The following is a 24016-nucleotide window of genomic DNA, read 5'->3' on the forward strand; positions in this document are numbered from 1 at the left end:
GATTAAGGGGCCCTTTGCAATGATGTAAACGATTAAGGTTTAGGATGTCGCCTTGGCCAATGCCTGATCCAGATCAGCGATCAGATCATCGGCATCTTCAAGCCCGATAGACACACGCACAACGCCCGGACCGGCAGACGCGGCCTCTTGTTGTTCGGCTGTCAACTGACGGTGGGTCGTGGATGCAGGGTGGATGATCAGCGAACGTGCGTCCCCAAGGTTGGCGACATGGCTGAAGATTTCCAATGAGTCCACAAGTTTGACGCAAGCCTCATAGCCGCCCTTGACCGCAAAGGTGAACAGGGACGACGCGCCCTTTGGGCAGACGTCTTTGACGCGGTGGAAATAGGGGGAAGATTCAAGACCCGCATAGGTCACGTAATCCACGCGATCATCACCCTCCAGCCAGTTGGCAAGCTTGGTCGCATTTTCCACATGGCGGTCCATCCGCAAGGACAGGGTCTCAACCCCCATCAACGTGTAGTGCGCCGCTTGTGGGTTCATTGTCATGCCAAGGTCGCGCAGACCGATGGCGATGCCGTGGAACGTATAGGCAAGCGGGCCAAACGTCTCAGCAAACTTTAGGCCGTGATAGGCTGGCTCAGGCTCGCTCAGGCTTGGAAATTTGTCGGACGCGGCCCAATCAAATTTTCCGCTGTCGACTACGCAACCACCCGTCACGGAACCATTACCTGTGAGGTATTTGGTTGTGGAATGCACAACCAGTGTCGCGCCATGTTCAATCGGGCGGCACAGGTAGGGCGTCGCTGTTGTGTTGTCGATGATCAGCGGAACACCCGCCGCATCAGCAATATCTGCAATCGCGCGCACGTCCATGATGTAGCCACCAGGGTTTGCAATCGCTTCGCCGAAGACGGCGCGGGTGTTGTCATCAATCGCCGCTTTCACCGCATCGGTGTCGTCCATGTCGACGAACTTTGCTTCCCAGCCAAAACGTTTGATTGTCTGGCTAAACTGCGTGACCGAACCGCCGTAGAGGCGGGTGGAGACAACAACATTCTTACCAGGCGACATGATCGGGAACAGCGCCATAAGTTGAGCGGCGTGACCGGACGAACAGCAAACTGCACCAGCGCCGCCCTCAAGGGTTGCGATACGTTCTTGCAAAACCGCAACCGTTGGGTTGGTCAGGCGCGAATAGATGTAGCCGACTTCTTGCAGGTTAAACAAAGCCGCCGCGTGGTCCGCATCGCGAAACACATAAGCCGTTGTTTGATAGATCGGCGTGTTGCGTGCGCCCGTTGCAGGATCAGGCCGTGCGCCTGCGTGAATTTGCAGCGTGTCAAAGCCGTAGGATGTCGTTTCGCTCATGGTGTCCTCCCAATTTCAGTTGGGGGGCAACGTAAGGGCAAAGCCAAGCAACCTCAATGACCTCGCCAAAGAGGCGGATAGCCCTACGACGCCTTAGAGAAAATCGCCTTGGTGTCGGAGTAGCCGTCATAAAGCTGCACAATGATCCGCACGAGGGCGCGGCCTTCGGGCAAAATCCTCAGCCCATTTGGCCCGCGCTCGGTCACGCCATCGAATTTGGCAAGCGCCTGTGCGTGAGTAGCGTCGAGGGAGGCTGCGAGCTCACCAAAGGTGTCAGCCAGCTCGGCATCATCGATTTCGAAATTGCACATCAGCATTTCGATGACGCGGGCGCGAAGTTTGTCCTCAACAGTGAGTTCATGGCCGCGAAAGCCGGACAGATCCCCATCTTGAATGCGCCGGGTATACGCACCGGTGGCAGCGGCGTTTTGCACATAGCCTTGGGCGAAACGCGAGATTGAAGACGCGCCAACCCCGATAAGGGTCGAACAGGTGTCTGTGGTGTAGCCTTGGAAGTTGCGTCGCAGATCGCCGCGCGTTGCGGCCTGTGCCAGTTCATCGTCTGGCTTGGCAAAATGGTCTGTCCCGATGGCCTGATAACCCGCCTTGCAGAACATGTCGGCTGCAAGGGTCGACAGCGCAAAACGGTCGGTGTCCGAGGGCAGGGTTTCTTCTTTGATCAACTTTTGACGTTTTGCCATGTGTGGCACATGCGCATAGCCGAACAAAGCAATGCGGTCAGGGTTCAGTTCCAACACCTTTTGCACGGTATCTGTGATTTTCTCTGCGGTCTGGTAGGGCAAGCCATAGACCAGATCAGCATTGAGCGACGTAATCCCCGCCGCGCGTAAGGACTGCACGCAGGCTTGCGTTACCTCAAACGGCTGTTCGCGTCCGATTGCGGCCTGAACATCAGGCGAGAAATCCTGAATGCCGATGCTAGCGCGGTTCATGCCCTCGCTCGCAAGGGCTGCGATCTTGGCATCATCAACCAAGGTTGGATCAATCTCGACCGAGAATTCGAATTTTTCGGCGGGCGGGAAGGTGGCTTTTGCCGCTTGGGCCAGATCATGGATCAGGGCAGGGGGTAAGATCGTCGGAGTGCCGCCCCCCCAATGCAAACGCCCCATCTGCACACCGTCTGGCAACAGGGCAGCCATCTGGGCAAGCTCTTGTTTCACGGTCTCGATATACTGCTCAACAGGGCTGAGCGTGCGGGTCCCTTGGGTGCGACAGGCGCAGAACCAGCACAGGCGTTCGCAAAATGGGATATGGATATAGACCGACACAGGTTCAGCGGGATCAAGGGCCGCAATGGCCACGGATTGAAAAGCAGCGCCAACGTCTTGTGAAAAGATGGGGGCGGTCGGATAGCTTGTGTAACGCGGGACTTGGGCGTCAAACAGGCCGTGGCGGGTGAGAAGATCGATATTTTCCATGACCCAGCGATAAGAGGGGGAATCGAGGCGGTCTTTGCGCTCGATCAAATAAAACGCCCTTAGCGCATCCAGAAGCCTTCGCGTTTGATGCGATTGCGCAACTGGCGTTCGCGCGGGGGCAGGTCGTTCTGGTCAAACAAATCGCGCACCTTTTGGCCGCGCTTTTGGTAGATCATACGCTTGAACGGATCATACTGCTTGAGCCACTTTTTCACTTTGTTGGGCGCAGTGACGTCTTCAAGTGCTGTCACTACGGCATCGGCCTCACGGGCATAAAGTAAGGGCAGCAGACGGTAATGACAGGTGAGATCCCCATCAAGTCCAGCTAGATCATCACCCGGGCGGCCCCCGCCAAAACTATGGATCACAAGGGGCAATGTGACTTGGTCGAGCCATGGATCAAAGGATTGCAGCACCAGTTCTTCGGGGCGGTTGTCACGGGTTTCAACGGCCCAATCGCGCCAGCGCGCACCGAATGTGGGCGCATCATGCCCCGTCACCCAGCCTGCGTTGAAGTAAAGGTAATGTTCCCAATATTCATCCGGCTGATCAGGGTCGAGCGTGCTTTCGAAATCCAGATCATAACGGTCGTAAAGGGATTTCCAGATCGCAGAATACCCCGGCCAGTAAAGTTCTTCTTCGGGCCATGTTCCCGTGCGCCGCATAGAGGCAGACGGACGTGAGAAATCAGTCGCCAGCGTGCCAATATCGCCAACAATCAATGTGTCGCTATCAAGGAATAGAAAATTCCGCCCCTCTGGCATCGCGCAAAGGGCTTCGATTTTGTTGCCGTTCGGATAGCTTTCTCCGAAAGCGGTGTTCTCGAAGGGCAGGATCACCGCACCAAGATCGGTCAATGCGCCTTTAATATCGCCTGCCATGGTCGGGTCTTTGTCCCAAAGCGGGCCCGCTTGGGGTTCGGCCACGTAAAGCGTGCCAGAAAAACTCGGCGCATTTTCTTTCAGGGAAGCAGCAAGCAAGAGGCATTCATACTGCAACCGACCGGACTGACCGACGATGACAATATCAAAGTCCGATGACAGCTGTTCCGCCGCCTTGGAAGATTTCTTTTTCGCCATTTTGCTTGCCTGTGTGCTCTTTAGGGGCAGTATAGGGGTGCTACAGCCCCCAAGGGAAGGGCCGAATGCCGCATATTTTTTGCATTGGAGACCTGAATGATTGATCTATTTTTACCGCTCATTATCGGGCTCGGGATCGGAATTGAGCCGCCCCAACCCAAACAAACTGAAACCGCCGCTGCCCCAGCGCCTGCCGTAGAAGAGGTTTTACCGTTGGCCCTTGGGTCTGGTGATGATCTGAATGCGGACCGTGAGCCAGAACCACAAATCCCGACAGGTAAATACACCACGGCCATCGAAATCCGTGCGATCCTTAGCATGACCAAGAATAACTGGGTCGGGGTGCGTGAATATGACGGACAGGATCTGGTTTATTTCAGCCATCTTATGGCGTGGCGCTGCGGTCTTTGGGATATCCGCTACGGGATCAACGGAGAACCTGCGACGAACGTGATGCCGATGGAGCCGTGTAATCTGGACTACGCACAACCCAATGTGATGATCGATCTGGATAACTATCGGCCCTATGTTTCGTTCCCGCCTGGGTCCGTTGAAAGCATCTACGTTGAGATCGTCTATGATGACGGGACCAGCGATTTTGGCCAGTTTGAGCGCAGCGAAGTTCGAATTCCCTGAACGCCGGCATTGTCCCTAAAACCCACCCCGCCCAGTCGTTCTGGGCGGGGTGTTTGCGTTAGATCAACGAATGACTGAATGCCGCACGATACCTACGACGGAAAGCCACGGCTTAAACGTAGTAGAATAAATCGCCCCATTTGGGCGTCTCTTTGTATCGGAGGTAAACGATGACCATCAAGAGTATCAACGGCTGCATCGGGTGTCAGGAATGCGTTAAATCCTGCCCCTGTGACGTCATTCGAATGGAGCACGGCAAAGCCGTGATCGCCTATCCTGCGGATTGCCAAATTTGCCATCTGTGCCGGATGTATTGCCCCGTTGACGCCATCGAGATGTCGCCGGAAAAATCCATCCCTGTCATTGTGCCGTGGGGGTAAGTCATGAAACTCAGTGCCCAAACCTATGCCATCCTTTCAGCTCTCGCCGTATTCGTCGGACTGCCGCTGTTGTTTTATGCTCTCGGTGATGCGCCGCGGCGCACTTTGCTCAAAGAGGGCCTATCGCTGATCACGTTGTTGGCCTTTACCATGATGCTTGGTCAGTTCTTTTTAGCGCGCAGCAACGAAACCTTGCTGAGCCTGTTCAAGCCGCCCCAAATTCAAAAGGTCCATAAGGTCATCGCCTATTCGGCGATTACCATTATCTTTGTGCATCCGGTTTTGATCGTTTTGCCCCGTTACTTTGAGGGTGGGATCAAGCCATGGGATGCATTCGTCACCATGATCACGGATTTCGGAAACCCCGGTATCGTTTTGGGTCTGATCGCTTGGGTTATTATGGTGGTGCTGGGTATGACGGTTTTCTTTCGTAGAAAACTGATCCCAAAATTCACACTCAAATACCGTGGTTGGCGCTATTTCCATGGCGCGCTTGCGGTCGCGTTCACCGTGTTTGCCCTGTGGCATTCCATCGCCTTGGGCCGTCACACTGACGTCGCGATGTCCGTCTTCTTTATCGTCCTAACCGTTCTGGGGTTCGCCATGCTGGCCCACATGTATTGGGGCACCTCAACACCCAAACAGAAACCTGCTTCTAAAGGAGCCACATCATGACCGCGCCGACTGAAACACACGCACCCAACCGTCGTGAATTCCTTGCGCTGTCTGGTGCAACGGCAGGGGCCGCGTCCCTCGGGATGGCTGCTTGGGCGCAGAACGTCGTTGAAATCGACGTAGATGCGATCACCAACACAGATCACGCAACTGACGTTCTGGTCATTGGCGGCGGGATGGCAGGTCTGTTTGCCGCCGTTAAGGCCCATGATGCAGGGGCGTCCACGATGATCGTCTCAAAAGGGCGGCTTGGTTCATCCGGGCTTACGCCGTTCGGAAAGGGGTTCTTTGTCTTTGATCCTGACGTTGAAACCGACACGATTGATGACTTCGTTGATACGGTCGCGCGTTCGGCGCTGGGCACAAGCAATCCGACCTACACACGCCAGATGGCCGAACATTCAATGGCGCGGGCCGCAGACCTGCGAGAGTGGGGATATTTCGATCAAACGCTGTCCAATCGCCCCTTTATGAAACCTATCGAAGATCGCGACATTCCGCTTTTGGAACGGGTCCACGTAACACACCTGATCAAGGAAGACGGCAAGATTGCAGGCGCGGCAGGCTTTCGCATCGACGCTGAAGAAACTGTCACGATCCGCGCGAAGTCGGTGATTTTGTGCACGGGGGCAGGTGGGTTCAAACCCAACGGTTTCCCATTGGGTGATCTGACCCATGACGGCACGATCATGGCCTATGAAATTGGCGCAAAAGTCACGGGCAAGGAATGGAATGACGGGCATATGACACGCTCCGATAATCCCGCCGCCTGTTATGACGGCTGGGGCGATATGTTTGAACGCGTGCCTTCGACCAATGGCGTTGAGGTGCACCACGACCTTGGCGTCGATCTGAACTACACGGCCTACATGACAGGCAACCCCGTCGCGGGTGGCCCCGGTTCTGCGCCAAGTGATGAAGACGCGGTAGAGGTCGAAGGCGGCCCCCAGACGCCAGTAGAATTCCAGCGCGATTTTGGCGCTCCGGGTGGGGACGACGAAGGGGGTGGCCCGCCCTCTGGCGAAGGCGGCGCGCCAGGTGCTCCGCCTCCGGGGTTTGAGCCAAGCGCCAATGTTGGCGGTGCTTCGGCGGGTATGGCCATTCACAAGTCCGAAGGTTTAGTCCCGTTTGATGGTCGCTGCGCGTCTAATATCGCGGGGCTATATGCGGCAGGCGACGCGCTGGGCAGCCATATGTCGGGTGGCATCTATACGCAGGTCGGATCGTCCCTTACGGGGTCTGCCGTGCAGGGCGCAATTGCGGGCGAAGCGGCGGCAGAATACGCCGATACTGCGGACACGCCTGTTATTCCCGACGCACGGATTTCTGAAATAGTAGACGAAATCCTTGCGCCCCTACGTCTTGATGCGGGTTACGGGCCTGCTTGGGTCACGCAAACTCTGCAGGGGATCATGATTCCTAACTTCGTCCTGTATATAAAGAAAGCGTCCATGATGACGGCCGCATTGGCCTACGTCGAAGAACTTCGAGATCACCATGTGCCGATGCTGCGGGCCGCCAACATGCACGAGCTGCGATTGGCCCATGAGACCCGTAACATGATCCTAAGCGCGGAAATGAAGATGCGCGCGTCTCTAATGCGCACGGAGAGCCGCGGCAGCCACTACAGGTTGGATTATCCAGATATGGATGATGTGAATTGGCGCGCTTGGATCAACATCTATCAAGGTGAAGATGGGTCAATGCAGCTTGAAAAACAACCGTTTGACACGTGGCCTACATAATGGCCCACACGGGGGGCACGTCGTCTGCGGGCGTGCTCCGCAGGTGTTAGACACTGGTGTGTGGTAGTGGTGGGCGACCCTGGAATCGAACCAGGCGTGCGTCTCCGCGAGGGAGTTACAGTCCCCTGCCACACCTTGCGGCCTGTCGCCCACTGGCGGCGTCAATAGCTGCGGCCCCAATGCGCGTCAACTGCAAAACGGACGGAAAATGGGTGTGCTTGAAACTTCCTTGTTTCAGGCGCGCCGATACCCCTGATTTCCAGTGCAAAATGTCCGTTGCTGATCACCACAACCCGCCCTGTAGGGTGTGGTGCGGTTGCGCCCAGTAAACCGCGCTCTCTTGCGCCAAACCATGCTAATCGCTAGGGCAGGGCCATCACAAAGGAGCACACCGTGAAAAAACCTCAGTGGGTCGTCGATAAGGAACGCGATAAGCGCGCCGCAGCCAATCATACCGTTTGGCTGTTTGGTCTGCATGCGGTCCGTGATGCATTGCAAAATCCCGCCCGTGAGAAACTGCGCCTTGTCGTGACGCGCAATGCGCTGGATCGTTTGGGTGATGCCGTGACGCCCGGTGAAAACGGCTGTCCTGAACCGGAAATGTCGGACCCGCGCAGGTTTGCGGCCCCAATTGATCCGCAATCGGTGCACCAAGGTGTCGCCCTAGAAGTTAAGCCGCTGGATTGGGGCAAAATCGCGGACCGTTGCATGGGCGACGGTGTTCGCCCTCCGCGTGTGGTCTTGCTGGACCGCGTGACGGATCCGCATAATGTTGGCGCTATTTTGCGGTCTGCCGAAGTGTTTGGCGCACAGGCTGTTGTGGCCATGTCACGCCATGCGGCACCAGAAACCGGTGCTTTGGCGAAAACGGCCAGTGGTGCGATGGAACGCCAACCTTACCTGCGAGTGCGCAATCTGGCGGATGCTATCGTTGAACTTCAGGGCATGGGATATCTGGTGCTTGGCCTTGATGGCGAAGCGGAAGGCACAATCGAAGCGGCCGTTGAGGGCAAACGCGACCGTGCAATTGCGCTGGTCCTAGGGGCCGAAGGGCCGGGATTGCGTGAAAAGACCAAAGAAACATGTGATGCCTTGGTGAAGATCGACTTTGCGGGCGAGTTCGGGTCCCTCAACGTGTCAAACGCCGCTGCCGTCGCTCTTTATGCGAGCCGTGGTTAAAGGTCGGACCCAGTTATGCCCGTCCGTAAGATAGCAACCTGTTGTTACTGTGGGACCCGCGCCGCGCTGGTCTTTTCTGGCGAAGGGCGCCATGAATTGAGCTGTTCCAGCTGTGGTGCGCCGCTTCATGATCTCAAAATGTTACCGAAACAGGCTGTGCAGACGCGTTCTGCCGAACCAGCCAAACCGCGGCGAAAACCCAAAACAACCCATCCAAAGCAGCCCCATCCACGCCCCCGTAAGGTGGAAAAGCGCAGGAAACGCAAAGGGTTATGGTACAAGATCGCCGAAGAGATTTGGGACGACATCGAAGATATATTTGATTGAAACAATTGCTCTCGCTTGGTCACGAGGAGGCGAGGTGGGTTCTTTTGGGGCGCGGATTGCGCCAAATATGAACCAACGCAATTGATTTAATTGGAGGTTTGCGATGCTGACCCGACGCACTCTTTTGGCCGCAACGGCCGCTGCCCCTTTGGCTGTTCTGTTTAACCGCCCGGCTATGGCCGCCGAACCGGAGGTCTTTTCGGACGGCGGGTTTGCCATTCGGGGCGCTGATCCCGTCGCCTATTTCACCCAAGGCGCACCGGCACAGGGCGATCCTGCCAACGCCGTGATGTGGCGTGGCACGACATGGCAGTTCGCCTCAGCCGAGAACATGGAACAGTTCATGGCCAACCCAGAAACCTACGCGCCGCAATATGGTGGCTACTGCGCCTTTGCGATGTCAAAGGGTTCGATCGCATCTTCCGTGCCCGAAGCGTGGACCGTGCATGATGGTAAACTTTACCTCAACTACTCGGTCAATGTGCGCCAAGTGTGGTCCGAAGACATTCCGGGCAATATCGAGCTTGCGAACGGGTATTGGCCCACGATCTTAGGCTAGATCACGTTTTCCTGATCTGTTCTACTTTTACGGAAAAACGTTCCTATATCTTAATCAGGAAACGAAGACTGGAACCCTTCGTTTCGTCTCACTGTCCCTCGTTCCGCACTTGCGCCCGCACTTTGATGCGGGCGCTTTTTTGTTTGAAGAAACAGAGTTAGGGTAGCGACATGTATAGCGATGATCATCTGAAAGACGTCCTGCAACGCGCCAAAACGGTGGCCGTGGTCGGGGTGTCAGCGAACCAAGTGCGCCCGAGCTATTTCGTGGCGCGTTACCTTAAGCGGCGGGGGTTGCGTGTCGTGCCCGTGAACCCGGGATTGGCGGGGCAAAAGCTGTTTGACGAAACAGTTTACGCATCGCTGAGCGATATTCCCTTTGATGTGGATTTTGTCGATATCTTTCGACGCTCAGATGCCGTGCCTGCCATCGTGGATGAGGCATTGGCCAAATGGCCCAACCTACAGACGATCTGGATGCAAATCGGCGTTGAACACGCTGAGGCCGCAGCAAAAGCACAGGCGCGGGGTGTAACCGTCATCCAGAACCGCTGTCCGAAGATCGAATATCAAAGGTTGTTTGGTGAATTGCGCATGGGTGGGTTCGCCACCGGCGTCATTTCGTCAAAACTTTAGCCGTTAATCGAGCCGTAAATCCGCGGCCACCCGGATGTCACGCAGTGGGCGAACAAGGCGGATGCTTTCTGCATAAAGCGGGTGGGCTTTATATGCGGCGAGGGCCTCTTCGTCCTTGATGTCGGCCATGACCACGAAGTCAGGGTGGGGGCCCGGAATTTCATCAAGGTTAAGGTTGCGATGCACCGCGAAGCTTTCGGCGTGAGGGTTGTCTTTCAAAACCCAAAGGCCTGCTTCGATGGTATCAAGATCATTGGGATCAATGGCCGAGAAAAAGGCGATATGGCGGATCATCGGCTGGCCTTTTCGGCAATGCCGGATTGGGCGGTGCGATTTGCCAGCTCTGCCTCGATATCATCGAGCGTCACCCCATGCGCCGCGCACATGACCAACAGGTGATACATCACGTCCGCTGCCTCAGATGTCAGTCGGGCTTTGTCGCCTTTGGTGGCTTCAATAATGGCTTCCACGGCTTCTTCGCCGAATTTCTCGGCGGCTTTGTCGGGGTTCGCCAATAGCTTTGCGGTCCAGCTTTCGCTTGGGTCAGCGCCAACGCGGGCTGCAATCGTCTGGGCGAGGTTTTTTACGGACATATCAGGGCCTTACTGGGACGCCAGCGGCGGCCATATGCGCCTTGGCTTGGGGAATCGTGTAGGTTCCGAAGTGGAAGATCGAGGCAGCCAAAACAGCGGATGCGCCGCCTTTTGTGACACCCTCAACGAGGTGATCCAGCGTGCCGACACCGCCAGACGCGATAACGGGAATGTTGACCGCATCGGTCACCGCTTTGGTCAGTTCCAGATTGAAACCGGATTTTGTGCCGTCGTTGTCCATGGCCGTCAGCAGGATTTCCCCTGCGCCTTTGGCTTCGGCGGTTAGGGCGAATTCAACAGCATCAATGCCAGTGGCGCGGCGCCCACCGTGGGTAAAGATTTCCCATTTTCCGGGGGCCACGGTTTTGGCGTCAATGGCGCAAACGATGCACTGGGACCCGAAACGCAATGCGGCCTCGGTCAGCACATCAGGATTGGCCACAGCAGCCGAGTTGAACGACACCTTATCCGCCCCCGCCAACAGCAGCTTGCGCACGTCTTCATGGGTGCGCACGCCGCCACCGATTGTCAGCGGCATAAAGCAGGCCTCGGCGGTACGGGTTGCCAGATCATACATGGTGCCGCGGTTTTCTTCGGTCGCCATGATATCGAGGAAACAGAGTTCGTCTGCGCCTGCGTCATTATAGGCGATCGCGCTTTCGACGGGGTCGCCGGCGTCCACGATATCAACGAAATTCACGCCTTTGACCACGCGGCCATTGGCGACGTCCAGACAGGGGATGATGCGGGTTTTTAACATGGCGCTGGTGTACGGCCTTTGGTGTAAAAGGAAAAGGGGGCTTACCCCGCGCGGGACACGCGGCGCAGGGCATTTCGGGCAATCAAGATATGAAACGGTAGGATCGCCGCAAGGTAGAGTTTCCCGCCCCAGTTGTGTGGCGACACCCACGTAGCAAGGCTTACTTGGCCGTCCTTGGACAGAACCGAGACGCGAAAGTTCAGGTGTTTGTCGTTGAACCCCGCAATAACCTCCTGCGCGGTTTCGCTTTCTATCGGAAAGATCCCTGCCTTATCGGCGGCTTCAGGACCGTCATTGTCGAGCCCAAACGGGGCTGTCACGATCCCTCGGATCACCAAAAGATACTGCGCCCATTTGGGGAAGTCTGTAATAATTTCAGAGGCCTGACGGGGGGGCATGTTGGACGCCACTGAGTAGCAATCCAGGAAGTCACCGGTTTCATGGCGGGCATGAAGTGCGCTCTCAGCAGGAAGGTGGATCTTTTGAACACGGTTGGTCATCGGGTTGGTCCCTAAATGTTACTCAACTGGAGTGTTGCCGCGTTCAGGGCCGTGGGCAATCGCCCAAAACGCCGCGGCTGTTGTGCCCTTCACGCAACCGTGAGTGTTGTCGCTCATGGCTTGCTTCTAGGGTGCACCCAGAAGGAGATCACACATGAAAAATTATCTACTTACGGCAGCGGCAGTTCTTGGATTGGCAGTTCAGCCTTTGATGGCGGAAACCGTCGAAAAGACGAGTACTTTGAACGTGGAAGACGCGATGGACGCCTTGGAAAATGCGGTGACGAATGCGGGCGCAACTGTTTTTGCCCGCGTGGATCATTCACAAGGCGCGGTGTCCATTGAGATGGAATTGCCCGATGCGCAGTTGTTGATTTTCGGCAATCCGATGATCGGCACACCCGTCATGCAACAAGATCTGCGCGCGGGACTGGTCCTGCCGCTGCATGTTTTGATCTATAACAACAATGGTGAAACCACGATCCGCTTTGAGGATGCAGGCACATTGTTTGAAGGTTTGGATGTAGCTCCGGACGCTCCGTTTATTGAACGGATTAATGGTGCGTTGAACGGTTTGACCAATCAGGCCACAGGCGGCTAAGCCACCAAAATACGGCCCCCAAGGGAGCGGGGCCGTTTTTACGCCGAGAAACCCCAAGACACCACGACCGCAAACGGGCGGGCTTACGCGAGCGTTTCGAGCGCCTGCTTTAGATCAATGGCACCATCATACAAGGCACGTCCAGAAATCGCGCCCGAAATCACGCCAGTCGCTTTGAGCGCCTCAAGATCAGCCATAGACGACACGCCACCTGACGCGATGACTGGAATATCGACTGCACGGGCTAAGGCTTCGGTGGCGGCGATATTGGGGCCCTTCATGGCGCCGTCGCGCATGATGTCGGTGTAGATGATCGCCGAAATGCCCGCGTCTTCGAACGATTTGGCAAGGTCTGTGACCTGCACATCAGTCTCTTCCGCCCAGCCTTTGGTCGCGACAAACCCGTTGCGCGCATCAAGGCCAACAGCCACATGACCGGGGAATTCTTTTGCAGCTTCGCGCACGAGGTCAGGGTTTTCCACCGCCACAGTGCCAAGGATCACGCGCTGTAGGCCGCGATCAATCCAACGTTCGATGGTTTTCATGTCTCGAATGCCGCCGCCAAGTTGCGCGGGCACCTTACAGGCCTTCAGGATCGCCTCAACCGGGGCGGCGTTTACGGGTTCGCCTGCAAAGGCCCCGTTCAGGTCAACCAGATGCAGCCACTCACAACCGGCCTCAACGAACTCAAGCGCCTGCGCGGCAGGGTCGTCGTTGAACACTGTGGTTTGGTCCATGTCCCCATGCACCAGTCGCACGGCTTGTCCGTCTTTGAGGTCGATAGCAGGGTAGAGGATCATAGCAGTGCCTTTCACGTGTTTGGCCGCTTTATGCACGGGTGAGCAGGGGATGCAACGCACGGTGCGTTTCAGCGCAGACCCGTTGCGACCCTACGTTATCCTTGAACAGAATCGCCCAAGCCCTGCAAACTGCGTCCAATCTCAGGGAGGAGATATCAAAATGAAGACTATCGCACTTACACTTGCGGCGACGCTGGGTTTCGCTGGCGCGGCGTTTGCTGATCCACTGGAAGGCAATTGGCGCACACCTGCGGACGACAATGGCAACTCTGGCATCGTCAACGTCGCACCTTGTGGCGCGGCGCTTTGCGGCACGCTGACACAAGCATTCGACGGCAATGGGGCCGCTATGCAATCCGCAAATATTGGCCGTCAGATCATCTTTGATACGACACCGAATGGTGGTGGCGAATATCGTGGGCAAGTTTGGTCCCCTGACCGTGACAAGACCTACAACTCGCGCCTGCAGTTGAACGGCAATACCTTGTCCGTGTCAGGCTGCGTTCTGGGCATTTGTCGCGATGGCGGCACGTGGACACGCAACTAAAGCGTCACGTTAGGATCGTCCTTTAGGGATTTGATAAGACTCTTTGAAGTCGCGCTTGGATTTCTCCGAGCGCGGCTTTTTCTATGGCGCCCATTTCAGGAAGTTTGCAATCATCCGCAAACCAGCATCTTGGCTTTTCTCGGGGTGGAATTGCATCCCGATGATATTGTCATGACCAACGATCGCAGTGATGTCGCCAGCGTAGTCACAATGGGCCAAACGTTGCTTTGGGTCGCCCATTTGCATAGCCCATGAGTGGACGAAATAGGCGTGATCCCCTGTCGCAATACCGTCCAGAACCGGATGCGGTATGTCGATGACCAGATCATTCCAGCCCATGTGGGGCACGGGGAAGGTCGGATCGCTTGGTGTGATCCTTCTGATCTCGGCGTCAATCCAGCCAAAGCCGGGTGTTTCTTCGTATTCGAAACCGCGTTTGGCCATCATCTGCATGCCAACACAAATGCCAAGGAAAGGCACGGCGCGGGTTTCAACCGCTTCGACGATGGCTTCGGCCAGACCGGAGATCCCGTGCAATTCGTCCTGACAGTGGGGGAACGCGCCATCACCAGGCAAGACGATACGCGTCGCGAGACGCACCACATCAGGGTCGCCGGTGACAACAACGTCGCCCGCGTCGGTTTCCAGCGCCATGCGTTCAAACGCTTTTTGGGCGGAGTGAAGGTTGCCGCTGTCGTAATCGATCAGAACCGTTGTCATGGCGTTACAGCGCGCCTTTAGTGGACGGGATCGCATCCGATTTACGAGGATCGGATTCAACAGCAACACGCAACGCACGGGCCACGGATTTAAACGCAGCCTCGACGATGTGGTGGCTGTTAAATCCGTGCAAACGGTCGATGTGCAACGTGATGCCGCCGTGTGTGGCGAGCGCTTGAAAGAACTCGCGCACCAATTCGGTGTCAAACGTGCCGATCTTGGCAGTAGGAATATCCAAGTTGCAGATCAAATAGGGGCGTGCGGACAGATCAAGCGCACAGCGGATCTGTGCGTCGTCCATCGCAAGGTGGCAGTCGCCATAGCGGTTGATGCCGCGCTTATCGCCCAGTGCTTCGACCAAGGCTTGGCCAATGGCAATGCCCACGTCCTCAACAGTGTGGTGGTCATCAATGTGCAAATCGCCCGTGGCGCGCACGGTCATGTCAATCAGGCTGTGACGCGACAATTGATCCAGCATGTGGTCAAAGAAACCAACGCCTGTTTGGTTGTCATAGACCCCGGTTCCATCGAGGTTCAGTTCCACAGAAATATCTGTTTCAGCGGTCTTCCGGCTGATTGTTGCGCTGCGCATAATTCCAGTCCCTTAGGTTCAGCGCCCTTATAGGCCGCGTTTGGGCCTTCGGGCAACCGCCATCAAATGGCCTGCAACAGTCGGGCTTTGCGACGGTTTTCTTGTTTGGATGCGTGGGTGATCGTGCTGAGTTGGTCTTTGGCCGCTTCTGCCTTGCCTTGCCCCATCAAGAACTCGGCGAGGTCCATAATAAGCGCAGGACGCCCGCCTGAAACCTTGATCGCGCGTTTGAACCACGCTTCGGCACGCGCATCTCCGGCTTGGGCCAGCGTTTTGGCCATAACCCGCATCGGCGCTGGTGAATTCGGTACGTCCTTGGACCATTCATGAGCGGCCTGAACGGCCCCCATATGATTGTCTGTCGCGCTATGAGCACGGATCCGCAGCCCGTACATGCGCGAACGATGTCGGGCATCTTGTGGGCGCCCCTTGAGCGCTGCCAAGGCTTGTGCTGGTTCGTCGTTCACCATGTGCAGCGTAGCCGCCAAGCATCCTTGCGGGTCGTCAGCCAGCGGCAAAGCAATTACTGCAACATCAGGGCGTTCTGCAGCGATGCAACATTCCACAAAGACGGCCGCGATCTGTGGGTCGGCACAGACATCCGTGTTGTCACGGATCGCTTCGAACCCAATTCTTGGGCGTTGGCGATACTCATCCAGCTTTTCGCGCACCTCTTGGATGTCAGTCCCTTGATCGGGGTTGAATGTCGCGTCTGGTTTGGCGTCTGATACGTGCATCGTTGCAATAGGCATGTCGTGTCCTGCTAGGGTCATTGTTTCCTGTCACCAAACAAATCGTTTCGGTGTGACGGGAATGGGGCAGGAGTTTGGTTATTGGCGGGTAATGGTTTGAGCAGAATAAGGACGTACCATAATGAAATCTGAGTTTTGGGATGTGCCGCAGGGCAAAATCGCCGCCGTGGTTACGCATTTGCAGATGTTTGAGAGGCCCGCCGAACGCCCGGCTCACTTTGATGCGGGGACATTGATCGCCCACGTCACACCTGACCTTGAGTGGTATCGCGATCTGTTCACGCGGGTCGGCGGACAGGACTGGCTTTGGTTTTCGCGCCTCGGGATGAGCGACGATGAATTGGCAGCGATTCTGAACGATCCGGCAAACCAGATATATTCTGTGACTGTTGATGGCCGCGATGTCGGGATGCTTGAGCTGGACTTTCGCATCGCTGGTGAATGCGAGATCGGCTATTTTGGACTGATCGCCGATATGGTCGGAACGGGGGCAGGGCGCTGGTTGATGGAGCAGGCCCTGAGCAAGGCATGGGCCGAGCCGATCACGCGACTGCACGTCCACACCTGCACGCTAGATAGTCCACAAGCCCTGCCGTTCTACGTCCGAAGCGGGTTCACAGCCTTTAAGCGGGAAATCGAAATTGCGGATGATCCTAGGCTTGTGGGCGCCTTGCCAAAAGACAGTACCCCGCAATTGCCGATCATTCCTGAATAATCAAAACCGGAGCGTTTCAGACCCACCAAAGCAAAAAGGCCACCCGAGGGCGGCCTTTGCACTTCCAGCTGGGTGAACTGGATCGAAATGGAGCGGGCGAGGCGATTCGAACGCCCGACCCTAACCTTGGCAAGGTTATGCTCTACCCCTGAGCTACGCCCGCACCGTTTCGTGAGGCAGCATTTACAAAGTCGCGCGGGACCCCGCAAGAGGAAAAAACGTAATTCGCGAACCTTTTTGTGAAAGCTTGGGAAAACCTCAGAAAACAAGAATAATCAGAGCCAAAATACTCAGCAGATAAGACGCCAGCGTCAGCATCATTCCGGATTGGCGCATCGCCATGATGGGTGGAGAGGCCGAAAACCCGTACCCATGCACTATGCGCCCCGCCAAAAGGGTCACACCGATCAGGTGCAAAAGCGGGGCATAGCCATTCTGGAGTTCGACCAGTGCCATCAGCAGCACCCCAAAAGGCGCATACTCCGCACAATTGGCCTGCGCGCGCATACGTTTCATCAGGCTTTTGTTCCCGTGATCCCCAAGGCCAATCTGATGGGCACGGCGGTACAAGATAACCCGAGCACTGAGTGCGATGAAAACAATGGCGACGAGAGCGGCGTAAAGACCAGTGATCATGGGAGGCTCCGATAATTAAGGTGACGCCAAACATGAAAGAGGCGGCTGCTTGATGCAACCGCCTCTTCCTGCAAACGCGAGTTGTTTCGTTTAGAAGTTGTAAACGAGGGAAACGCCGTATGTGTTGTCAGTGCTGGCCAGGCCTGCTTCTGGCTCTGTGTGGTATTCGGTTACCAAGGATGTACGCAGTGCCAGAACTTCTGTCATTGCCACGTTAAGGCCCAAATCGTTGTAGACCACAGTATCGCTATCAGACGAGATGATGTCAGTATCCATGGTGACAGCCAGTGTCTCGTTGAGCTGGTTGGAATACGCGGACCCGATTGTGATCGCGCCTTCGTCCAAATCGTCAGCAGAGCTTAGATCTGCAACGCGGTATCCGATACCACCCTGAACGGCCCAGTATGTCTTGGCTGTGTCATAGATGCGGTAACCGGCCCCGAAGCCGAGAAAGTTGTCGGATGTGTCCAGCGGAATGCTTTCAACGCTACCTTGCAGTGTTGCGAAGCCGTAGTAGGACGTGCCGAGGTCACGTGTATATTCCAGATCGTACAACAGGCTGTCTTCGTCTGTTGTGCCGTCATTTTCGGAGAACAGATAGCTCAACTGTGCTGTGTAGCCGTTTGTGCCATCGTAATAGCCCAAGTCAGCGCCGATGCCGATGGAGGAGCTGTCTGTGTTGCCGGATGTTGCAGACCCTTGCAGGGACATGGAGCCGTCAAAGCCCAATGCGCGGCCTGTGTTGCCGAACGTGCTGACGTCGCGGTCAAAGTCATCTGCGATGTTTTCGGCCAGCTGTTCGTTGCGTGTATCAACGGCGCTGTCGCCGAATGTCTGGGCAGTCGCGCCAGTCGCAAGAATGGACAGTGCTGTGCCCGCGAAGAAGAGTGTCGTATTTTTCATTGTTTTCGTTCCTTCAATGCATTGTTGCGCACGGGAGAGGTGCGCTGTGTAGGAGACCTATGAGCCACCTGAGAGAGAAACGAGGGGGAAAAGAAACGGTTCCATAACACTCCCGTTTTTGTGAACTCGTTGTGATCTTTCGAGAGCGTGAAAGGTGCTTTAAGGGGGCTGCTTGGCGGCTCGGTTTCTTTGGTAAAGGTAAAATAAAGTATATTAAAAATAGTACCTTATGTGCATTTATCGCCGTGATGGGTCATGGTTCGTAGGTGGATTCTTGCCAGCCATCTGGTCAAAAAATGTGCACTTTGGTCGAGCAAGAATAGGCGGATTACCTCCATCTTTTGGGGGGTAGTCGGCGGAATGTTTCTCACGGAAATTGGGTGTCGCTACGGCAGGCTGGACCGAGTGAATGGTGTTGGAGGATGTGCGGCGTCTGGCCGAACGAAGAATCGTCAATCCGGGTGGTACTAGGCGAACTCGATCAAATCCCAGCGGTTGCCGAAAGGATCATTGAAAACCGCGACAGTACCGTAGGGTTCATGGCGTGGCTGTTCCTCGAATGTGATGCCGTTGGTTGTGAACGCGGCGTAGTCGCGGGCGAAATCGTCCGTCTCGAGAATCAACCAAACACGCCCGCCGCCTTGGTTGCCAATGGCCGCGATCTGTTCTGGCGTCGAAGCCTTTGCGATCAAGAACGCGGTTTCAGCCCCTTTTGGTGCCACTTTGACCCAGCGTTTGTGGCCCTGATCCGTGTCTTCCAGCAGATCAAACCCCAGCTGGTCGACAAAGAATGCGATGCCAGCTTCATAATCCGGCACGAGGATTGAGAGTGTCGACAGTCGTTGGTTCATTGTGGGACCCTCAAGGCGATCTTTCCGACGTGGGTTTTGGCTGCGAAGGCGTCTTGCGCGGCGTGGATATCCCGTAGGTCATAAGTGGCCGCAATTGTAGGGCGTAGCTTTCCGGCCTGCACATAGCCGATCAGATCCGAAAACACGGACGCGGGTTGGTAGGTGCTGCCAAACAACGTCAGATCGTTCAGGTAAAGCGTGCGCAGGTCGAGTTCGACCATCGGCCCCGCAATCGCGCCCGACGTGACATAGCGCCCGCCACGTTTCAGGCATTCCAAAAGGGCAGGCCAAGACGGGCCGCCGACAAGGTCGATTACGACGTCAAAGTGGTGTTTGGGCAGTTCTGTGTCACGCCCCACAGTGTTCTTTGCACCGAGAGCGCGAACGGCGTCGGCTTTGCTGTCTTGTGTCATGGCCGTCACGTCAGCCCCGCGCATTGCGGCAAGCTGAACCGCCGCGGCCCCGACACCGCCGGACGCGCCAGTTATCAGCACGGTTTCCGCCCCGACCGATGCGCGCTGCAACATACCTTCTGCTGTGGAAAACGCACAGGGGATGGTCGCCCATTCAAGATCGCTCAGGCTGTCGTCAACGCGAAAGGCTTCGGCGTCAAAGGTCTTGGTGTATTGCGCAAAACCGCCATTGTGCTCGGACCCGAAGGTGTCGGTGATAAACGGTTGATTGCCTGATCCAGTAGATTGCATCGCGCGCACGATCACCCGCTCGCCAATGCGCGACGGGTCCACATCGGACCCGACAGCAACAATATGACCGCAGCAATCCGCGCCTTGGATCAGCGGAAAGTTCAGCGGTGTTCCGGCCCAGCCCCCATCATCAGCATCCATATCGCCCACCGCATCGGTCGCGCCTGTAACCGTCTTGGAATACCAGCCAATCCGCGTGTTGATATCAGTGTTGTTCACCGCCGCCGCTGCGACCTTGATCACGACCTCATTGGCGCCCGCCACAGGCACAGGAAGATCATCGCGCCAGACCAGCATTTCGGGGCCACCATGCCCAAGCGTGGCAACGCCAGACATTGTTTTGGGAAGATCGTGCTGGGTCATTAGAGCCTCTTGTGCGCAAGTAGGGGGGATATGTGCGATCTAAGCACAGATCACACGCCATTCCAGCGCCAAAATCAGCAAAGGCCTAGAAGATCGCGTGCGTCACAAGGCCAAGTGAGGTCAAGATCATCATCAGATAGGTCAGCCCCATCCCCACGGATCGGCCAAACGGCCAAGGCGTGGAACGCGTCAGGGCAACCCCGTGCAAGACACGGCCGACCAACAGCATCACCCCTAAACCGTGGACGGCAAAAACAGGTGCGCCCTGAACTTCGACCAAAGCCAAAAGGATAAGGCCAAGTGGAATATTTTCGCCTGCATTCCCATGCGCCCGCATCCGCCGTTGCAAAGGTTTGTCGTCACCATCCCCTAGGCTGACCCCAGCAGCAAAACGCCCTTGGATCACGCGCCATGACAGCGCGAGATAAAGCATCGCCAAGAGGCCAGCGTAGAGGGATGTGAGTGTCAGCATCACTCCAACTCAATCAACAGGTCTTTGGCGTCAATCTGCCCACCCGCCTGAACATGCACAGCTTTGATCACTGCGTCGCGCTCTGCGTGGATACCCGTTTCCATCTTCATTGCTTCGATGGTCAGCAACAGATCGCCTTCTTTGACCTCTTTACCGACAGTCGCGGCAACCGTGGCCACAACACCCGGCATTGGCGCACCAATGTGGTTTTCGTTGCCAGCTTCGGCCTTAGGGCGCTGTTGGGTTGAAGATGTGACCGCACGGTTTGGCACACGGATCGTGCGCGGCTGACCGTTGAGTTCGAAGAAGACTTTGACTTCACCTTCTTCGGTGGTCTCTGACACGGCCTGAAGACGGATTTCCAAGGTCTTTCCTGGGTCGATTTCAGCCGAGATTTCTTCGGAAGGTTCCATACCATAGAAGAACGTCTTCGTTGGCAGTGTGCGAACAGGGCCATATGTCTCGTGGCGTTCTGCGTAATCGGTGTAGACCTTTGGGTACATCAGGTAACCGTTCAGGTCTTCGTTATCGATCGTTGCACCGTCCAGTTTTTCGGACAGTTCTTTACGAACAGCTTCCAGATCCACTGGTTTCAACGATTTGCCAGGACGCTCGAGGTTCGGCTTTTCGTCTTTCAGGACCTTTTTGATGATTGTGTCTGGGAAGCCGCCCGGAGGCTGGCCCAAATTACCGCGCATCATGTCGATCACGGAGTCAGGGAAGGAGACGTCAGTTTCTGGGTCTTCGACCTGTTCGCGTGTCAGGTTCTGGCTGACCATCATCAACGCCATGTCGCCAACCACTTTGGAAGATGGCGTAACCTTAACGATATCACCAAACATCTGGTTCACATCCGCATAGGTCTGGGCGACCTCATGCCAGCGTTCTTCAAGACCCAAGGATCGTGCCTGCGCCTTGAGGTTGGTGAACTGACCACCTGGCATCTCGTGCAGGTAAACCTCAGAGGCAGGGGCCTGTAGGCCGGATTCAAACGGTGCATAGTGGGCGCGCACAGTTTCCCAGTAGTTCGAAATCTCGCGGATTGCAGAGATATCCAAGCCCGTGTCACGTTCAGTGCCTTTCAGTCCTTCAACAATAGAGCCCAACGTCGGTTGGGATGTGTTGCCAGAGAAGCTGTCCATCGCCGCATCAATACAATCAACACCCGCAGCCGAGGCCGCAAGAACCGTGGCGATTGCAGCGCCAGATGTGTCGTGCGTGTGGAAATGGATCGGCAATCCGACCTCTTCTTTCAGTGCTTTGATCAGGGCGGTCGCGGTGTTGGCCTTCATCAAGCCTGCCATGTCCTTGAGGCCCAGCACATGCGCGCCGGCCTTTTCCATCTCTTTGGCCATCGCGACGTAGTATTTCAGGTCATACTTAGACTGGTCAGGGTCCATCATATCGCCCGTGTAGCAGATCGTGCCTTCACAGACCTTTTCCGCCTTGATGACGGCGTCCATCGCGACGCGCATGTTTTCTACCCAGTTCAGGCTGTCAAACACGCGGAACACATCTACGCCGGACGTGGCGGCTTGGCGCACGAATTCTTGCACGACGTTGTCAGGGTAGTTGGTATAGCCAACCCCGTTGGACGCCCGCAAAAGCATCTGCGTCATGATGTTTGGCATCTTTTCACGGATGTCGCGCAGACGCTGCCATGGGCATTCCTGCAAGAACCGGTAGGCCACATCAAACGTCGCACCGCCCCAGCATTCCATTGAAAACAGGCCAGACATGTTCGCCGCATACGTCGGCGCAACGCGGATCATGTCCACGGAGCGCATACGCGTCGCCAGCAAGGACTGGTGACCGTCGCGCATCGTTGTGTCGGTAATCAGCAGTTGCTTCTGGTCACGCATCCAGTCCGCCACGGCTTCGGGGCCGAACTGGTCAAGGATCTGCCGCGTGCCGGGAGTATTGTCTTTGGTCCGTGGCGCAGGGGCCTTGGGTGGCAAAGCATCCGCACCCGGTTTGGCGCGGCCTTGAGTTTCTGGGTGACCGTTCACGGTAATATCCGCGATGTAGGTCAGGATTTTTGTCGCACGGTCACGGCGCGCCTTGAAGTTGAACAGCTCGGGTGTCTCGTCGATGAACTTGGTGTGGTATTCGTAATTCAGGAACGTCGGGTGCTTCAGAAGATTCTCAACGAAAGCAATGTTTGTGCTGACGCCGCGAATGCGGAATTCGCGCAATGCGCGGTCCATGCGGGCAATCGCAGCTTCGGGCGTCGGCGCCCATGCGGTCACTTTGGTCAACAAGCTGTCGTAGTAACGGGTGATAACAGCGCCGCTATAGGCCGTGCCGCCATCCAAACGAATGCCCATGCCGGTTGCCGTACGGTACGTCCCAATGCGGCCATAGTCTGGGATAAAGTTGTTGGTTGGGTCTTCTGTGGTGACACGGGTCTGCAACGCATGGCCATCCAGTTTGACGTCATACTGGGATGCACAACCTGTGGCTTCGACCAAGGATTTGCCTTCGGCAATCTTGATCTGCGCCTGTACGATATCGATGCCGGTAACTTCTTCGGTAACAGTGTGTTCCACCTGAACGCGCGGGTTTACCTCAATGAAGTAAAACTCACCGCTGTCCATATCCATCAGGAATTCGACTGTACCAGCGCATTCGTAATTGACGTGTTCGCAGATTTTCTTACCCAAGTTACACAGCTGTTCGCGCTGGGTGCCCGACAGATACGGGGCAGGGGCGCGTTCGATAACTTTTTGGTTGCGGCGTTGAACGGAACAATCCCGTTCCCACAGGTGGTAAATCGCGCCGTGGCTGTCGCCGAGGATTTGTACTTCTACGTGACGGGCCCGCACGATCATCTTTTCAAGGAAACCCGCGCCGTTACCAAACGCAGCTTCAGCTTCGCGGCGCCCTTCAAGCACTTTCTCTTCCAGCTCGTCCTCGGAATTGATGGCGCGCATACCGCGACCACCGCCACCCCATGACGCCTTAAGCATCAACGGGTAGCCAACTTCGGCCGCCTGCTTTTTGATCTTGGCCATATCATCGCCAAGAACATCAGTTGCCGGAATAACTGGGACGCCTGCGTCTACCGCGACATCGCGCGCGCTGGCTTTGTCACCCAACATGCGCATTGTTTCAGCCTTTGGGCCGATGAACTTGATGTTGTTGGCTTCGCATGCGTCTACAAAATCAGGGTTCTCTGACAGCAGGCCATAACCTGGGTGGATCGCATCTGCGCCACACTCAAGCGCGACGCGAATAATTTCTTCAATGCTGAGATAGGCAGCGACCGGACCCAATCCCTCGCCGATGCGGTAGGCTTCGTCCGCTTTGAAACGATGCAATCCCAGCTTGTCTTCTTCGGCATAGACGGCGACCGTCTTTTTACCCATTTCGTTAGCGGCCCGCATGATGCGGATGGCGATTTCACCCCGGTTTGCGATCAGGATTTTCTTAAAGTCGGCCATTATTGGGTCCTCTGTTTTGCACTTGCAGCAATAAAATCGATATTTTCCGAAGTGTAAACTGGTTGATACTGGGTATTT

Annotated in this window: 28 protein-coding genes and 2 tRNA genes; 11 read left to right on the forward strand and 19 right to left on the reverse strand. The window is 56.1% G+C overall.

Annotated features, from left to right (window positions below):
• Positions 1–39: 39 nt before the first annotated feature.
• The 3 genes from KO486_RS06625 to KO486_RS06635 all read right to left on the reverse strand — a co-directional run bounded on the left by KO486_RS06625 (position 40) and on the right by KO486_RS06635 (position 3850).
• Positions 40–1332 carry an O-acetylhomoserine aminocarboxypropyltransferase/cysteine synthase family protein gene (locus KO486_RS06625; protein WP_216036460.1) on the reverse strand — a complete coding sequence of 431 codons (1293 nt, stop codon included), beginning with the start codon at positions 1330–1332 and terminating at the stop codon, positions 40–42.
• 83 nt (positions 1333–1415) lie between these two features.
• On the reverse strand, positions 1416–2771 hold the full coding sequence (hemN, locus tag KO486_RS06630) for an oxygen-independent coproporphyrinogen III oxidase (RefSeq protein ID WP_216036461.1): 1356 nt from the start codon (positions 2769–2771) through the stop codon (positions 1416–1418).
• 59 nt (positions 2772–2830) lie between these two features.
• Entirely contained in the window at positions 2831–3850 is a 1020-nt protein-coding gene (locus KO486_RS06635) for a hypothetical protein (protein ID WP_216036462.1), read from the reverse strand.
• A gap of 96 nt (positions 3851–3946) precedes the next feature.
• On the opposite strand from KO486_RS06635, the gene KO486_RS06640 reads away from it, so the two are divergent.
• From KO486_RS06640 to KO486_RS06655, 4 genes are all read left to right on the forward strand, one after another.
• On the forward strand, positions 3947–4486 hold the full coding sequence (locus tag KO486_RS06640; protein WP_216036463.1) for a hypothetical protein: 540 nt from the start codon (positions 3947–3949) through the stop codon (positions 4484–4486).
• Positions 4487–4656: 170 nt separating this feature from the next.
• Positions 4657–4866, forward strand: a complete 210-nt coding sequence (locus KO486_RS06645) for a 4Fe-4S dicluster domain-containing protein (RefSeq protein WP_216036464.1) — start codon at positions 4657–4659, stop codon at positions 4864–4866.
• 3 nt (positions 4867–4869) lie between these two features.
• Positions 4870–5541, forward strand: a complete 672-nt coding sequence (locus KO486_RS06650; RefSeq protein ID WP_216036465.1) for a ferric reductase-like transmembrane domain-containing protein — start codon at positions 4870–4872, stop codon at positions 5539–5541.
• Positions 5538–7286 carry an FAD-binding protein gene (locus KO486_RS06655; protein ID WP_216036466.1) on the forward strand — a complete coding sequence of 583 codons (1749 nt, stop codon included), beginning with the start codon at positions 5538–5540 and terminating at the stop codon, positions 7284–7286. The genes KO486_RS06650 and KO486_RS06655 overlap by 4 nt, the downstream gene beginning before the upstream one ends.
• Positions 7287–7353: 67 nt before the next feature.
• Here KO486_RS06655 and KO486_RS06660 read toward each other — a convergent pair.
• Positions 7354–7437, reverse strand: a tRNA-Tyr gene (locus KO486_RS06660).
• Between the two features lie 242 nt (positions 7438–7679).
• Between KO486_RS06660 and rlmB the strand changes: the two genes are divergently transcribed.
• From rlmB to KO486_RS06680, 4 genes are all read left to right on the forward strand, one after another.
• On the forward strand, positions 7680–8465 hold the full coding sequence (gene rlmB / locus KO486_RS06665) for a 23S rRNA (guanosine(2251)-2'-O)-methyltransferase RlmB (RefSeq protein WP_216036467.1): 786 nt from the start codon (positions 7680–7682) through the stop codon (positions 8463–8465).
• 15 nt (positions 8466–8480) lie between these two features.
• On the forward strand, positions 8481–8792 hold the full coding sequence (locus KO486_RS06670) for a hypothetical protein (RefSeq protein WP_216036468.1): 312 nt from the start codon (positions 8481–8483) through the stop codon (positions 8790–8792).
• A gap of 103 nt (positions 8793–8895) precedes the next feature.
• A complete protein-coding gene (locus KO486_RS06675) occupies positions 8896–9351 on the forward strand; it encodes a YHS domain-containing (seleno)protein (RefSeq protein WP_216036469.1) in 456 nt (151 codons plus the stop codon).
• Positions 9352–9521: 170 nt separating this feature from the next.
• Complete coding sequence (locus KO486_RS06680; protein WP_216036470.1) at positions 9522–9986, forward strand: CoA-binding protein; 465 nt, start codon at positions 9522–9524, stop codon at positions 9984–9986.
• Positions 9987–9989: 3 nt separating this feature from the next.
• Here KO486_RS06680 and KO486_RS06685 read toward each other — a convergent pair whose 3' ends face one another.
• Genes KO486_RS06685 through KO486_RS06700 form a run of 4 tightly spaced genes read right to left on the reverse strand, consistent with a single transcriptional unit; the run spans position 9990 to position 11839 of the window.
• Positions 9990–10280, reverse strand: coding sequence for a Dabb family protein (locus tag KO486_RS06685; RefSeq protein ID WP_216036471.1), 291 nt, complete (start codon positions 10278–10280; stop codon positions 9990–9992).
• Entirely contained in the window at positions 10277–10579 is a 303-nt protein-coding gene (locus KO486_RS06690; protein WP_216036472.1) for a phosphoribosyl-ATP diphosphatase, read from the reverse strand. Before KO486_RS06690 ends, KO486_RS06685 begins: the two co-directional genes overlap by 4 nt.
• A 1-nt stretch (position 10580) precedes the next feature.
• The gene (hisF, locus tag KO486_RS06695; protein WP_216036473.1) at positions 10581–11339 is read right to left on the reverse strand and encodes an imidazole glycerol phosphate synthase subunit HisF; all 759 of its coding nucleotides are present in this window, start codon (positions 11337–11339) and stop codon (positions 10581–10583) included.
• A 41-nt stretch (positions 11340–11380) separates the two neighbouring features.
• The gene (locus KO486_RS06700) at positions 11381–11839 is read right to left on the reverse strand and encodes a DUF2867 domain-containing protein (protein WP_216036474.1); all 459 of its coding nucleotides are present in this window, start codon (positions 11837–11839) and stop codon (positions 11381–11383) included.
• Positions 11840–11993: 154 nt separating this feature from the next.
• Between KO486_RS06700 and KO486_RS06705 the strand changes: the two genes are divergently transcribed.
• Positions 11994–12440 (forward strand): DUF302 domain-containing protein, encoded by a 447-nt coding sequence (locus tag KO486_RS06705; protein ID WP_216036475.1) that lies wholly within the window; start codon positions 11994–11996, stop codon positions 12438–12440.
• An 83-nt stretch (positions 12441–12523) separates the two neighbouring features.
• Here the strand turns inward: KO486_RS06705 and hisA are convergent, their stop codons facing one another.
• A complete protein-coding gene (hisA, locus tag KO486_RS06710) occupies positions 12524–13240 on the reverse strand; it encodes a 1-(5-phosphoribosyl)-5-[(5-phosphoribosylamino)methylideneamino]imidazole-4-carboxamide isomerase (protein WP_216036476.1) in 717 nt (238 codons plus the stop codon).
• A 160-nt stretch (positions 13241–13400) separates the two neighbouring features.
• Here hisA and KO486_RS06715 point away from each other — a divergent pair, with 160 nt between their 5' ends.
• Positions 13401–13787: a DUF2147 domain-containing protein gene (locus tag KO486_RS06715; RefSeq protein ID WP_216036477.1), complete on the forward strand. Its 387-nt coding sequence runs from the start codon at positions 13401–13403 to the stop codon at positions 13785–13787.
• An 81-nt stretch (positions 13788–13868) separates the two neighbouring features.
• On the opposite strand, the gene hisH is transcribed toward KO486_RS06715, so the two are convergent.
• From hisH to KO486_RS06730, 3 genes are all read right to left on the reverse strand, one after another.
• Positions 13869–14507 carry an imidazole glycerol phosphate synthase subunit HisH gene (gene hisH, locus KO486_RS06720; RefSeq protein ID WP_216036478.1) on the reverse strand — a complete coding sequence of 213 codons (639 nt, stop codon included), beginning with the start codon at positions 14505–14507 and terminating at the stop codon, positions 13869–13871.
• Between the two features lie 4 nt (positions 14508–14511).
• Complete coding sequence (gene hisB / locus KO486_RS06725) at positions 14512–15099, reverse strand: imidazoleglycerol-phosphate dehydratase HisB (protein ID WP_216036479.1); 588 nt, start codon at positions 15097–15099, stop codon at positions 14512–14514.
• Between the two features lie 62 nt (positions 15100–15161).
• Positions 15162–15851, reverse strand: a complete 690-nt coding sequence (locus tag KO486_RS06730; protein WP_216036480.1) for a tetratricopeptide repeat protein — start codon at positions 15849–15851, stop codon at positions 15162–15164.
• A 121-nt stretch (positions 15852–15972) separates the two neighbouring features.
• On the opposite strand from KO486_RS06730, the gene KO486_RS06735 reads away from it, so the two are divergent.
• On the forward strand, positions 15973–16566 hold the full coding sequence (locus KO486_RS06735; RefSeq protein ID WP_216036481.1) for a GNAT family N-acetyltransferase: 594 nt from the start codon (positions 15973–15975) through the stop codon (positions 16564–16566).
• A gap of 88 nt (positions 16567–16654) precedes the next feature.
• On the opposite strand, the gene KO486_RS06740 is transcribed toward KO486_RS06735, so the two are convergent.
• From KO486_RS06740 to pyc, 7 genes are all read right to left on the reverse strand, one after another.
• Positions 16655–16729, reverse strand: a tRNA-Gly gene (locus KO486_RS06740).
• A gap of 95 nt (positions 16730–16824) precedes the next feature.
• Positions 16825–17202, reverse strand: coding sequence for an MAPEG family protein (locus tag KO486_RS06745; protein ID WP_216036482.1), 378 nt, complete (start codon positions 17200–17202; stop codon positions 16825–16827).
• Between the two features lie 90 nt (positions 17203–17292).
• Entirely contained in the window at positions 17293–18105 is an 813-nt protein-coding gene (locus tag KO486_RS06750) for a DUF481 domain-containing protein (protein ID WP_216036483.1), read from the reverse strand.
• A 467-nt stretch (positions 18106–18572) separates the two neighbouring features.
• Positions 18573–18956, reverse strand: a complete 384-nt coding sequence (locus KO486_RS06755) for a VOC family protein (RefSeq protein ID WP_216036484.1) — start codon at positions 18954–18956, stop codon at positions 18573–18575.
• Positions 18953–20023: a zinc-binding dehydrogenase gene (locus KO486_RS06760; protein WP_216036485.1), complete on the reverse strand. Its 1071-nt coding sequence runs from the start codon at positions 20021–20023 to the stop codon at positions 18953–18955. The genes KO486_RS06755 and KO486_RS06760 overlap by 4 nt, the downstream gene beginning before the upstream one ends.
• Before the next feature lie 85 nt (positions 20024–20108).
• Positions 20109–20495, reverse strand: coding sequence for an MAPEG family protein (locus KO486_RS06765; protein ID WP_252734670.1), 387 nt, complete (start codon positions 20493–20495; stop codon positions 20109–20111).
• Positions 20495–23938, reverse strand: coding sequence for a pyruvate carboxylase (gene pyc, locus KO486_RS06770; protein WP_216036487.1), 3444 nt, complete (start codon positions 23936–23938; stop codon positions 20495–20497). Before pyc ends, KO486_RS06765 begins: the two co-directional genes overlap by 1 nt.
• Positions 23939–24016: the final 78 nt, after the last annotated feature.

The organism is Octadecabacter sp. B2R22, assembly GCF_018861045.1.
GTDB lineage: Bacteria > Pseudomonadota > Alphaproteobacteria > Rhodobacterales > Rhodobacteraceae > Octadecabacter.

Bases quoted from the DNA above. Each gene is read 5' to 3' on its own strand.
- KO486_RS06625 (WP_216036460.1), bottom strand. From the start codon at position 1,332: ATGAGCGAAACGACATCCTACGGCTTTGACACGCTGCAAATTCACGCA.
- hemN (WP_216036461.1), bottom strand. From the start codon at position 2,771: ATGGAAAATATCGATCTTCTCACCCGCCACGGCCTGTTTGACGCCCAA.
- KO486_RS06635 (WP_216036462.1), bottom strand. From the start codon at position 3,850: ATGGCGAAAAAGAAATCTTCCAAGGCGGCGGAACAGCTGTCATCGGAC.
- KO486_RS06640 (WP_216036463.1), top strand. From the start codon at position 3,947: ATGATTGATCTATTTTTACCGCTCATTATCGGGCTCGGGATCGGAATT.
- KO486_RS06645 (WP_216036464.1), top strand. From the start codon at position 4,657: ATGACCATCAAGAGTATCAACGGCTGCATCGGGTGTCAGGAATGCGTT.
- KO486_RS06650 (WP_216036465.1), top strand. From the start codon at position 4,870: ATGAAACTCAGTGCCCAAACCTATGCCATCCTTTCAGCTCTCGCCGTA.
- KO486_RS06655 (WP_216036466.1), top strand. From the start codon at position 5,538: ATGACCGCGCCGACTGAAACACACGCACCCAACCGTCGTGAATTCCTT.
- KO486_RS06670 (WP_216036468.1), top strand. From the start codon at position 8,481: ATGCCCGTCCGTAAGATAGCAACCTGTTGTTACTGTGGGACCCGCGCC.
- KO486_RS06675 (WP_216036469.1), top strand. From the start codon at position 8,896: ATGCTGACCCGACGCACTCTTTTGGCCGCAACGGCCGCTGCCCCTTTG.
- KO486_RS06680 (WP_216036470.1), top strand. From the start codon at position 9,522: ATGTATAGCGATGATCATCTGAAAGACGTCCTGCAACGCGCCAAAACG.
- KO486_RS06685 (WP_216036471.1), bottom strand. From the start codon at position 10,280: ATGATCCGCCATATCGCCTTTTTCTCGGCCATTGATCCCAATGATCTT.
- KO486_RS06690 (WP_216036472.1), bottom strand. From the start codon at position 10,579: ATGTCCGTAAAAAACCTCGCCCAGACGATTGCAGCCCGCGTTGGCGCT.
- hisF (WP_216036473.1), bottom strand. From the start codon at position 11,339: ATGTTAAAAACCCGCATCATCCCCTGTCTGGACGTCGCCAATGGCCGC.
- KO486_RS06700 (WP_216036474.1), bottom strand. From the start codon at position 11,839: ATGACCAACCGTGTTCAAAAGATCCACCTTCCTGCTGAGAGCGCACTT.
- KO486_RS06705 (WP_216036475.1), top strand. From the start codon at position 11,994: ATGAAAAATTATCTACTTACGGCAGCGGCAGTTCTTGGATTGGCAGTT.
- hisA (WP_216036476.1), bottom strand. From the start codon at position 13,240: ATGATCCTCTACCCTGCTATCGACCTCAAAGACGGACAAGCCGTGCGA.
- KO486_RS06715 (WP_216036477.1), top strand. From the start codon at position 13,401: ATGAAGACTATCGCACTTACACTTGCGGCGACGCTGGGTTTCGCTGGC.
- hisH (WP_216036478.1), bottom strand. From the start codon at position 14,507: ATGACAACGGTTCTGATCGATTACGACAGCGGCAACCTTCACTCCGCC.
- hisB (WP_216036479.1), bottom strand. From the start codon at position 15,099: ATGCGCAGCGCAACAATCAGCCGGAAGACCGCTGAAACAGATATTTCT.
- KO486_RS06730 (WP_216036480.1), bottom strand. From the start codon at position 15,851: ATGCCTATTGCAACGATGCACGTATCAGACGCCAAACCAGACGCGACA.
- KO486_RS06735 (WP_216036481.1), top strand. From the start codon at position 15,973: ATGAAATCTGAGTTTTGGGATGTGCCGCAGGGCAAAATCGCCGCCGTG.
- KO486_RS06745 (WP_216036482.1), bottom strand. From the start codon at position 17,202: ATGATCACTGGTCTTTACGCCGCTCTCGTCGCCATTGTTTTCATCGCA.
- KO486_RS06750 (WP_216036483.1), bottom strand. From the start codon at position 18,105: ATGAAAAATACGACACTCTTCTTCGCGGGCACAGCACTGTCCATTCTT.
- KO486_RS06755 (WP_216036484.1), bottom strand. From the start codon at position 18,956: ATGAACCAACGACTGTCGACACTCTCAATCCTCGTGCCGGATTATGAA.
- KO486_RS06760 (WP_216036485.1), bottom strand. From the start codon at position 20,023: ATGACCCAGCACGATCTTCCCAAAACAATGTCTGGCGTTGCCACGCTT.
- KO486_RS06765 (WP_252734670.1), bottom strand. From the start codon at position 20,495: ATGCTGACACTCACATCCCTCTACGCTGGCCTCTTGGCGATGCTTTAT.
- pyc (WP_216036487.1), bottom strand. From the start codon at position 23,938: ATGGCCGACTTTAAGAAAATCCTGATCGCAAACCGGGGTGAAATCGCC.